Annotated in this window: 4 protein-coding genes and 2 pseudogenes; 1 reads left to right on the forward strand and 5 read right to left on the reverse strand. The window is 55.7% G+C overall.

Going from position 1 to position 10,569, the window contains the following annotated elements:
• Window positions 1-56: 56 nt before the first annotated feature.
• The 4 genes and pseudogenes from JFC11_RS18730 to JFC11_RS18745 all read right to left on the reverse strand — a co-directional run bounded on the left by JFC11_RS18730 (window position 57) and on the right by JFC11_RS18745 (window position 9,789).
• Window positions 57-1,430, reverse strand: a complete 1,374-nt coding sequence (locus JFC11_RS18730; protein ID WP_198350260.1) for an IS110 family RNA-guided transposase — start codon at window positions 1,428-1,430, stop codon at window positions 57-59.
• Between the two features lie 247 nt (window positions 1,431-1,677).
• Window positions 1,678-1,920, reverse strand: a pseudogene (locus tag JFC11_RS18735) (transposase); the annotation flags it as partial.
• Between the two features lie 238 nt (window positions 1,921-2,158).
• The gene (locus JFC11_RS18740; RefSeq protein WP_198350261.1) at window positions 2,159-2,443 is read right to left on the reverse strand and encodes a cupin domain-containing protein; all 285 of its coding nucleotides are present in this window, start codon (window positions 2,441-2,443) and stop codon (window positions 2,159-2,161) included.
• Window positions 2,444-2,622: 179 nt separating this feature from the next.
• Complete coding sequence (locus tag JFC11_RS18745) at window positions 2,623-9,789, reverse strand: DUF5801 repeats-in-toxin domain-containing protein (protein ID WP_332838111.1); 7,167 nt, start codon at window positions 9,787-9,789, stop codon at window positions 2,623-2,625.
• Here JFC11_RS18745 and JFC11_RS19160 point away from each other — a divergent pair.
• A complete protein-coding gene (locus tag JFC11_RS19160; RefSeq protein ID WP_332838112.1) occupies window positions 9,719-9,865 on the forward strand; it encodes a hypothetical protein in 147 nt (48 codons plus the stop codon). The two genes, JFC11_RS18745 and JFC11_RS19160, sit on opposite strands and share 71 nt — an antisense overlap.
• Window positions 9,866-10,326: 461 nt before the next feature.
• Here the strand turns inward: JFC11_RS19160 and JFC11_RS19200 are convergent.
• A pseudogene (locus JFC11_RS19200) lies at window positions 10,327-10,545 on the reverse strand (VCBS domain-containing protein); the annotation flags it as partial.
• Window positions 10,546-10,569 lie beyond the last annotated feature (24 nt).

The raw sequence follows: 10,569 nt of genomic DNA on the forward strand, positions 1-10,569 counted from the left end.
TTTTGAATAAACGCGTACCTCAGTCGGACTCCCTGGCGAAGTACGCGGTGGCCTTCCTAAGAAACCCGCTGTCTGGGGTCTGCTATGGGGGCCAATTCAAAGCCTAATGATTGCGCACGGCGTTGTAAGTTGCGAACAATACGTTGATGGTAACGTTCCTCATAGTAGTCAGCACCAGGGTCTTGATAAACCCAGCCGTAGCGCAGGACGTTGTAGAATAAAACGGCAATTTTCCTTGCTGTCGCAGTGACAGCTTTGGCCTTGCCTAGGCGACTCGCCAATCGGCGGTAAAAAGCACCAAGGCCTGTTTGAGAGCGCCCAATCGTGGTAGCCGCCAGACGCAGCAAGGCAGCTGCTCGATTCTTGGTTCGTCGGGTTCTTGACGATAGCACTTTGCCACCAGAAATCTTGCTTCCCGGTGACAACGCTAGCCAAGAGGTAAAGTGCTTGACCGTGGGCCAGCGACTCATATCGGTGCCACACTCGCTAATTAGCTTGAGCACCAAGTAGGGTCCAAGGCCATGAATCTGGGTTAGGTCAATGCCCAGCACCTGAAATAGAGCACTGCGTACATCGAATGCCGGTGCATTAGGGTTGGCATCCCGATGCCGAGCAGCAGGCAGCGAGCTTTCCGGCATTGGCGTTGCAAGTGAAAGCCGTTTGAGAGTCGCTTCAATAAACTGATCGCATTCGGCGACATGCTCATGGTAGGTGTCGTACAAGGAGAGCGACTGACGCAGTGCGAGTAGATGTTCCTCGCGGTAGTGGCCCTCCAAGCTTTGACGAATTGTTTCCTCGCTGGCTTTACAGCGCGGATCACGAAAGGAGGCTAGTACAACGGAGTCATGCTGCCCCTGGGCAATAGCGCGCAGAATCCGCATCCCTGTTTTACCGGTGATATCGGACACAACATGATGAAGTTGCAAGTTCATCTCCATCAATGCTTTCTGCATATGCTGAATATGAGAGGCACAATATTCCAGTAACCGTTCCCGCTGGCGTAGTAACGCTCGTAGACTGGCAAGCTCTTGAGTCGGACGAAAGCTGCCACGTAGCAGGCCATAGGAATGCAAGCGTTGCAGCCACTGAGCATCGTTGATATCTGTCTTACGCCCTGGGACATTCTTGGCCTCACGGGCATTGACCAAAATCACGTCAAAACCGCGTTCTTCCAAGAGTTCGTAAACGGGGATCCAATACACCCCTGTCGATTCCATTGCGATGGTCACGATGTTCTTTTCCGCTAACCAATCAGCTAGGCGACGCAAATCGCCCGTAAAGGTATCAAAACGTCGTACCGGTTGCGGATCCCGATCAGGGGGGATCGCTACAACATGAAAACGTGAACCAATATCTATCGCTGCGGCATTAGGGTGGACGACTTGTAGCTTGTCCCGTTGATGCGTGGAACGGGAGGATTGACGAGCCATGACAGCATCTCCTCAGCAACCGTAAATGACGGAAGGACCAGAGGAGGTGGCGTTGATAACATCTACCTTCCTAACCGGGATCACCTCAAACGGTGTCGCCACTTTCAAGTCCAGAATGCCACCCGAGCCACGTTTTTTAACGGGGTCGACCACCAAAAAGCCAACGGCTGCGCCCCTGGCACCCAAGCTGAGTATAGTGCGCCGTCGGGTTTCTGTACCTACAAGCGGGTGCCAACCCATAACGGTTTTTTAATATGTCTCGCTCTTCTAATACGCGTTTGAGTTCGGCCTTCAAACGACGGTTTTCAGCTTGGAGATCATCATCCTCTTGCCGTTGTTCTACCGGCTTATCGTATCGCTTAATCCAGTTGTACAGGCTGTGACCTGACACGCCTAGCCGCTCAGCGACCTCGGCCACGCGATGGCCGCGCTCTACCACTTGTTTGACGGCTTCGATTTTGAATTCTTCAGTGTAGCGGGGATGGCTCATGGTTCCTCCTAGATACCTTTAGTATAGGGCCTGGAGGTGTCTATGAAACCTGGGGCGATTCACCCTACGTTGTCTCAGACAGCGAGCAGATATTACTTGCGCGTCCGAGAAGACAGGTTTGCAATTCACTAACCCAAGAGACACGGTTTTTTTCTTTTAAGAGGGGAACAGCGTGTTGGGTAAGCCCAAAAGCGAAGGGAAGTGCCTCAAGCCTTTCGCTTACTTGAGGCTACCTGAGTTACTTCAGCTCAACTTCAACAAAAGAAAATGCTTTCTCGCCGATATTGATGACATTATGTTCGGTGCCTTCTACACGGTTGTAGCATACACCTTCTTGCAGCATCACCTCATGGTTGCCTTCTGGCGTTTCGAGTAACATCTTGCCGTCATGAATTGGCACAATCACATAATCATAATCGTGACGATGCCAGCCTGTTTCTGCTTCAGGAGGGAAGCCCCAACGGGTGACGACTACCTGATCGTTATCTATTTGCCGATGACTGCTTGCTTGTGGTCTGGTCATAACATTGTCTCGTATTTTTTTAGTTTAGCTAAACTAAATAGTGATCTGATTTAGGATATCTCTCTCAATGCATTAAAACCATCATGGTAGTATTGCTTCCTTTAAAGAAACGCCTATAAAAACGCCAGGGTATTTTAAGACCCTGGCGCTGCACACTTATTACTGTCTCTATTTCTAGCTTACTCCACGAGTATGCTGCTCTGCACTTTCAGCGATATATCTTCATCAGCGTTGTAGACTCGGAAAGTAACGCCGTCTTCTATGATATTTCCTCCCTCGGTCCAGCCTACCCCTAGGTCAACGGTGTCATTCTCGTCACCTAGAATGCTCAGTGTATTTCGATCATCGGTCATTTCCAGAACGTCCTCTGGACGCAAGGCATCCAACGAGTTGCTGCCACTCTCTGTCAGGTCGAAGCGCTCGATATTATCGAAGTTAGCGTAGTCATCCTGTTCCAGGTCTTCTTTGAAGCGCATCACGATAGTGTCGTTGCCGCCTAGGGCATCAATCGGTGAGCCACTATACAACAGCGTATCGTCACCCTCAGTCGGTTCGACGGCTGCGATATTGACATCGAAATCGCCCGATACCGAAGCCGACGTATCGCTACCATCCGTGGTCCAGGCCTCGTAGGTAACGTTCTGATCACCATCAGTGGCTCCCTGCACCAAATACAGATCATTTATCTGTGCCGGTGTAATACCGCTCAGGGTGTAGGTATCGCTGCCACTGTCATAACTGATGCTGGCGTTCGGCAAGCTATCCAATAGCGTATCGCCACCGTCGGTGAAGAAGCTGACATGTTCGCCAAGCCCCGACAGCTCGATCGTAGCGGTTTCCGATCCGTCCATGTCCCGCATGCTAGCACTGAGGTTGAGCGGGATCTTGTCACCCTCATCACCGAAGCTAAGTTCGGGCGACAGAGTGATGCCATCAGCCACAGGCTGAACCTCCACTTTCAAGTCAGTGGAGGTGGTGTCGCTCTCACCATTTCGGCTGGTCCGCGCCGTCAGCGTCAGGGCATCCGTCCCTTCGAGGTTTCCGCTCCAGTTGCGCGGTGGTTGCAGAGCCACGTATGCCGGTATCTCACCATTCTCTAGTAACGACCAACTCCCCCCACCGACGTTGTCGACAAGCGTCGCTGAGTCAGCATCGCTACCGGCTTTGACCAGCCAGCCTTCTGGCACACCTTCTAGCAGCAAGGCCTCAAGGCTCTGGGAGGCATCCGGCAGCGAAACGCCCAGCCCCTGCAGTTCGACCAATTCGTCCTCAATACCGACGGCATCGCTGGCAGTGACTTCCGGCGGCGGTGGCGCGACCACGGAAGCACTCGACCCAGTCGAAGTCTCTTCATTGGCCGCACCAACCTCCTGGGTCGCCGCCTCAGCGATAAGCGAAACGCTACCCCAGGTATTGTCCCCCGGTCGATAGCTCACAGTGACCGAATCGCCCACGGAAACGCCGTCAATCACGTAGTTGCCTTCACCATCCTGCGTGATCTCTTCACCGTTGTACCACAGGACGCCTGGGGCACCGTCGCCGCTGGTCATACCTGTCTCATCAAGCGTGATCACCAACTGACCATCCACCAGGCTGACATCGGGATCATCCGCCGGGCTGGAGACGTCGATGGTGAAGTCGACATCCTCGCCATCGGCGGCATCGCTTGCGGAGACGTTGACGATCGGCGTATCAGTCACCGGTGTCACGGGCGGTTCAAGACTGATCGTCGCCGAGTTTTCCTCACCACTCGGTGACTGAGTCGTCAGAGTAGTATCAAAGGAGAACGGCCCGTCACTGTCATTCCAATTGGCTGGCGGCGTCACCGTAATGCCACCCAGCAGATCCTGCAGACCTTGGTTACTGCTGTCATCGGTGCTGGCATACCACACCATCTCGCCATTGATAGTGGTCTGCTGCATACCGTTGACCACGGCGCCCGGCGGCAAGTTGGAGATGGTTACCGCACTACGACCATCCGTCGCGTCCCCGATCTCAGCATTGACCAAGTCCGCTAGCGTTATGCCAGTGTCCTCGGTCATAGTGGCATTGGCGTCTTGCCAACTGATGATCTCGCTCGGGTCTTGACCATCGCCGAAGTCTCCCTCGCCAGTCAGCGTCCAGCTATCACTACCACTCTCCTCCTGGCTGGTCGCTCCATTGTCTTGGGTCACTGCGGTGATGGTGATCTCATGGTCCTCAATGGCATCAACTTGAGTGCCATCACCCATCGTGAACTCAACGATCTGTGTCAGGGTATCGGTGCCATTGAAGGCGACATCGGGGTCGATCTCGATACGCCACTGGCTGCCCGTGCCACCCGCGACCTGGCCGACGAACTCACCACCCACGACGTTGACCCCAGCGGGAACATTGTCAATCAGCAGATACTTGAGGGACTCACTGCCGTCGGTATCCGGCTGCGTGATATCGACGGTAACCTCGACATGATCATTACCGTCGGCGGTGACGTCTTTGTCATCGATGATGGCATCGCTGACACCAACATTGACGATCCCGGTAATGGCCACCGTCGGCACATCGGTTACCGCCTCGATGATGACCTCATGGGTTGCGTTCTTGACCACCGTGGTATCGTCGACATCCCCTTCATACCCCTCGTTGGGGGTATCAGTGATCTCGTACTGCACCTCAAGAGTGCCTGCATTACCGGAGAAGTGCTCGTCACCCCGGGCGTAGATGTTGTTCCAGGCACCGTCGGTCAACTTGTAGTAGCCACCCTCTTCGACCACACCCGGTGCGCCGTTCGCTGCGGCCTCGGCTAGCGTTGTGCTGCCCTCGCTACCGTAATAGAGCTCGAATTGATTGCCCGTGACGCTGGCGACATCAATCCATAACGAGCTCAACGACTCGTTGGTATCGCCGTTCTGCGGCTCAAGCCTCAGGTTGAGCTGCCCCAGCTGATCCTCGGCCAAACTGGACTGGATACTGAATTTTGCCTCCGGCGACGGTGTCACCTCGAAGGCCACGTCTCTCGGACCATCCTCCAGGGTATCCCCATCGTCCTCGGTCACGATGGTGATCACCGAGAAATCCACACGTCCACTAAAATTCTCTGGCGTGGTGATGGTGACGGCGCTTGGATCAGTAGTCACCCATTCGCGACTGGCTCCCTCGCCGCGAATCAGAGTCGCGCCTTCGACACCGAACTGTTCATCGAGGCCAGTGATACGATAGGTCAATGTCTCCGAGCCATCACCGCTGGTTTCTCCTGAACGTGCGGTGATGATATCACTCAGCGTAACACTGGCATTACTATCATCTAGATCCTCTTCGATGTAGACCGGCGTACTGGTATCGACATCTGGCGCATCAGCGACCCCTTTAACAGGAACTTCGATCGTCTTCGTAACCGGCGTCGCCAGAGTATCAGTCGCACCACCGTACTCATCAACAGTGACCACGCTTGTGGTAAGCGTGAAGTCTTCATTGCTGTCTGTGGGAGGCGTAATGGTCAATGGCAAGCCGCTATCGAAATCATCAATCACATAGTTGCCACTACCGTCATCTGTGACTTCATTCCCGTCGTAGGTCAACACCGCACCATCTGGCACGTCACTAATGGTGACCCGGAAACTTTCGTTGGGATCGCCGCTCTGAGGGCGGATACCCAGCGAAATTGCCTCATCCTCGTTGCCCTCAGCCGGAGAGGTGACGCTTAGAGAGGCAAGATCGGCCACCGGCTGATCGATAAAGATGCCGTCGAGAAAGGCTTCGCCGGAAACGGCAGTATCCGTATTACCCTCGGCATCGGTATCCACCGTCTTGGCCTCGACGCGAATCCGGAATTCGCCCTTCTGGTTTGGCGCCGCGCGAAACTCCAAGCTATCCAGGTATTCCACCGGCACTTCGATGGGCGAGCCGGTATAGGTCAATACGATCTCATTGTTGTCACCATCGGTATACTTGAAGCTAGAACCGATGGCGCTATCCCCCTGTCCCTCAATCAGCTCCGGCGTCAGCAGCGCGAAGGTCTGCTCCGAGCCATCGGCGTCCTGGTTGACCCAGCCGTCCGCCGGATTGAAGCCATCAGCGTTGAGCGCGAACCACTCATCTTCGATGCCGTCCACGTCCGGGCCATAGGTATGATCGGGATTCATGGTCAGATCAGGCTGACCATCGCCATCGCTATCGCCACCGACCTCTTCAGCGACCGGTGTCACCGCGATATCCGCCGTCACATTGAAATCATCACTGACGGTGGTCGTACCGTTCGTGTCTTCCACGGTAACCTGCAATGACAGGCTTGCGTTCTCACTGCTATGGGCCGGTGGCGTGATGGTGTAGCCGGTATAGCTGCCATCGGCTACATCGCTCGAATTGATAGTGAAGCCATCGGTGCCGTTACCGGTATGCACAACATTGCCATTGGCGTCTTGGATCACCCAGCCATCCGGTACGCTGTCGATACCGATGGCCGTGATCGATTCACTGCCATCGGTGTCACTGACGGCAAGGTCCGTCAGGAAGGCGATATCGCTATCTTCCGGCCCCACAGCGCTGATATCTGCCGGTTGGTCGGCAACTGGCGTAGCCACGATATTCAGCGTAACTGAGTCGTCCTTGACATCACCGTTGTCATCGCCAGCATCGTTGTCATGATCCTGGGCCTTGAGAGTGACGGTGATATTATTGATTTCACCACTGAAATCCGCCGGTGGCGTCAGTACCAAGGATGATGGAATCTCCGTCGACTCACCAGCGCCGAAGCTGCCGAGATTAGTCGCTGGGATAACGATGATGCCATCACTTCCCGCCGTGATGGTGCTGCCATTCACCGTAACCGACGCTCCCTCTGGAACATCACTAATTTCAAGCCAGCGCTCCTCGCTGCCATCAAGATCCTCGAAGCTGGCACCGAGCAGGTTACCAAGGTCAAGTGAACTATCCTCCTCGATGGTCGCCGTATAAGGGGCATCCGAGCCATCGATGGTTAAATTGACATCGTCGGTCACCGCCTGTACGCCGACCTCCACCTGGGCGGTACTCTCCGCGCCGTCAACGCCACTCAGCGGATTGCCGCTGTCATCAACCTCGTAGCTGGTCACGCTGAGATCGATGGTGAAGTTCTCGTGGCTCTGGGCGATCGGATTGACCTGCAGCGCCTCGTACTGCGCCGTGGTCATGGCGAGATCACCAGTAGCGCCGTCGATGTGGACGCCATCAGAGAGCACGATGGTCAGCGATCCGCCATTGCTGCCATCACTCGTCCAGAGCACGTTACCGCTGCCATCCAGCAGTTCGGCGCCACTCGGAATACCACTCAGGGTAATCGGTCCCAGCAGTTCGGGGTTATCACCGGCGGTTGCCCCGTTCTGATCCGTGGTATCGGTTGGGCTCGGCGCCGTCAGGTTCAGCGCAACCAGCGTGTCCTCGAGCGTATCGACCGAACCACCTGACAGCTCCGGCGCATCGGCGACCGGATTGACCGTCACGTTAACCGTAAAGGCCTTGGTTTCATTATCGGTCGTAGTGGTATAGGTAAAGGAATCCTCACCGCTATAATTTTCGTTGGGCTCGTAGGTAATGGTGCCATTGTCATTTACTTTGGCCTTACCGTATGTCGTTTCCACCCAACCTTCTGCGTCCGGTGCTCCACCATCAATGCCGGTATTAGTGCCCGTCGCATCGGCGTTGGTATTGAAAGTGTTCTCTGTCGACCCGACATCTGAATCTTCATCCACCGTGATGACTTTAGTCTCAACGCTGGGATCATCATCCACAACGGTGATGGTGAAGTCGGTTTCAACCGTATCATTGTCACCATCGGTGACTGTCAGATGCTGAAGATTGATGTCGAGGGCCTCAGCCCCACCGTCATGATCTAGCGGCCCATGCAGCGTAAACTCATAACCAGGTGTTGCCGTGGTCGGATTAAGTATATCGACCGTGAAGACCTTGCCACTTTCGCTACGATCAGCACCGCGATAGCCGGTCAATGTGTGGCCATCATTACTAACGACATATTCCAACGCTTGCCCGTTTGACGCCAAGCCGGCAGCTTCAAGAACAGAGACTGTCGAGTCAGCGTCCCCGTCACTGAATTGGATATCCCCCGCCCCATCGGTACCAAAATCCACTGTAAAGGAATTGGATACACTAGTAGCGGGCACATCAGGATCACTGCCCAGGGCCAGGTTGGCTTCGTCTACCGAGGCGTCAGAAGGCGGCATTGTTATGGAAGGACCATCGTCACGGAAGGTGAACCGGCCGCTGACATCGACAGCATCGCTATCGACGCTGTCCCCATCCCCATCAACGGCGGTTGCCACCAGTTGGAGGGCACCGTCATTCAGGGTGATAGTATCATCATGGTCGCTGCTATCCGGGTGCTCCAACGGACGAGTCTGCGTCAGCGTCACGGCACCGGTGTCGACATCAAGCTCGATACGGAAGGTGATCTCGCCATCGGCATCATTTCCCACACGACCCACCACGTCGTCACCGTCCATAAAGAGGTGGACGGATTCACCCGTGGCGGTATCCGTTACGCCGGATACCGCACCTTCGGTGACCTGCAGGCGATAGCTCGTGCTATCTTCGCCATCTGCCCCATGGTCGATATCGAATACGCCGTTGATAAAGTCGGCATCGGTGGCGCTGACTTCCCCAGCGGAGAAGCCGCTCTCATCGACTTCAACACTGCCCAGTTGGCTGCTGTCGACACTGATTACCGGCTCATCATCGACGATATTGATGGTCACGGTATTGGTGACGGTATTGCCATACTGATCGACCGCGGTGTACTCGAAGCTATCGGTCGGCGCCGCACCGGAGTGGTCTACGTCACTGTTTAGGGTGTAATCGAAAGTACCGTCGGTATTGACCGTCCAACTATTACCCAATGGCGTTATGCCGCTTTGCGGCGACTCCACTGTCCAGCCAGACTGCAGGTCGAGGCTAGCACCGCTGATGATCTCGCTGTCGGAGGAAGCGTCGGTGCCATCCGCTAGCCCTGCCTCCTCCACACTACCCGAAGTATCGGTCGGGGTGCCGGTGACGTCAGCGACATCGATGGTCAGGGTCGCGGTGCTTTCATCCCCATCGCCGTCACGCACGGTGTAGGTGAATACGTCCTGAGCATCGGCATTCGTGCTGTCCGGATCGGCTTCGTAGGTATAACTACCGTCTGCGTTAAGCGTCAGCGTGCCATATTCGCCCTCGATCACCAGGGTGCCGCTTGTCTCATCGGCCGTGTTGCCTGGCACATTGTTGCTGGTCACCGCGGAGACCGTGGCACCGTCGGCGCCTTCGATGTCGGAGACATCGCCCGACGAGGCATCACCACCGCCGATCACGTTGCCACTAGCGTTGCCGCCTTCGATGACGCTATTGACGTCATCGAAGGCCACCGGCGCATCATCGACGATCTTGATGTTCAGGTCGTCGCTGTTGCTCTGACCATCACGGTCGGTGGCGGTCACGGTGAGGCTGTCCATCAGGTCATCGACGTTCTCGCTCGGTGCCGTGGTCAGCTCATAGCTGTAGTCGAGAGTGATGGTGCCGTCGGCGGCTTGGCTGTAGCCGTTCAGGGTCAGCTCGCCGTACTGGGTGGTCAGCGTTTGCGCCGTGGTGGCAAGCTCTTCGACCTGCGTTTTACTCAGCGTGAGGGTCGCCGGATCACCGTTCTCGTCGGTGTAATCCAACGTCACCGCGCCATTGTCCTGCAAGCCATCCAGGGCGGTCAGCGTCAGGTTGGACTCAACCCGAGTGTCGTCGGTGTTCGGGGCAGAGCCATCGGCCAAGCCGCTTTCGAATACCACTTGGTCATTGATGTTGCCATCCGGCGTGGTGGCGTCATTATCGTTGGGCACATCGACGGTCACGCCGTCATCGCTGCCGTTGACCGTGATGGTCAGCGTGGCATCGTCTGCGTCACTGTCCCCATCGGTCAGCGTGTAGCTGAACACCTCGTCCAGTGTCTCGCCGTCGGTCAGGCCTTGCACCGTGAGGTTGGTGTTGTCGAGCGTGTAGGTATAGCTACCATCCGCATTGATTGTCAGCGTGCCGTATTCACCGTCGATCACCAGCGTGCCGTCAGTCTCGGTGGCTTCGGCAGCGGGGACATTAGTGCTGGTCACCGCGGTGACCGTCGCGCCGTCGGC

The sequence above is a fragment of the Vreelandella alkaliphila genome (genome assembly GCF_016107625.1).
GTDB classification, from domain to species: domain Bacteria; phylum Pseudomonadota; class Gammaproteobacteria; order Pseudomonadales; family Halomonadaceae; genus Vreelandella; species Vreelandella alkaliphila.

Bases quoted from the DNA above. Each gene is read 5' to 3' on its own strand.
- JFC11_RS18730 (WP_198350260.1), bottom strand. From the start codon at position 1,430: ATGGCTCGTCAATCCTCCCGTTCCACGCATCAACGGGACAAGCTACAA.
- JFC11_RS18740 (WP_198350261.1), bottom strand. From the start codon at position 2,443: ATGACCAGACCACAAGCAAGCAGTCATCGGCAAATAGATAACGATCAG.
- JFC11_RS19160 (WP_332838112.1), top strand. From the start codon at position 9,719: ATGTCGGAGACATCGCCCGACGAGGCATCACCACCGCCGATCACGTTG.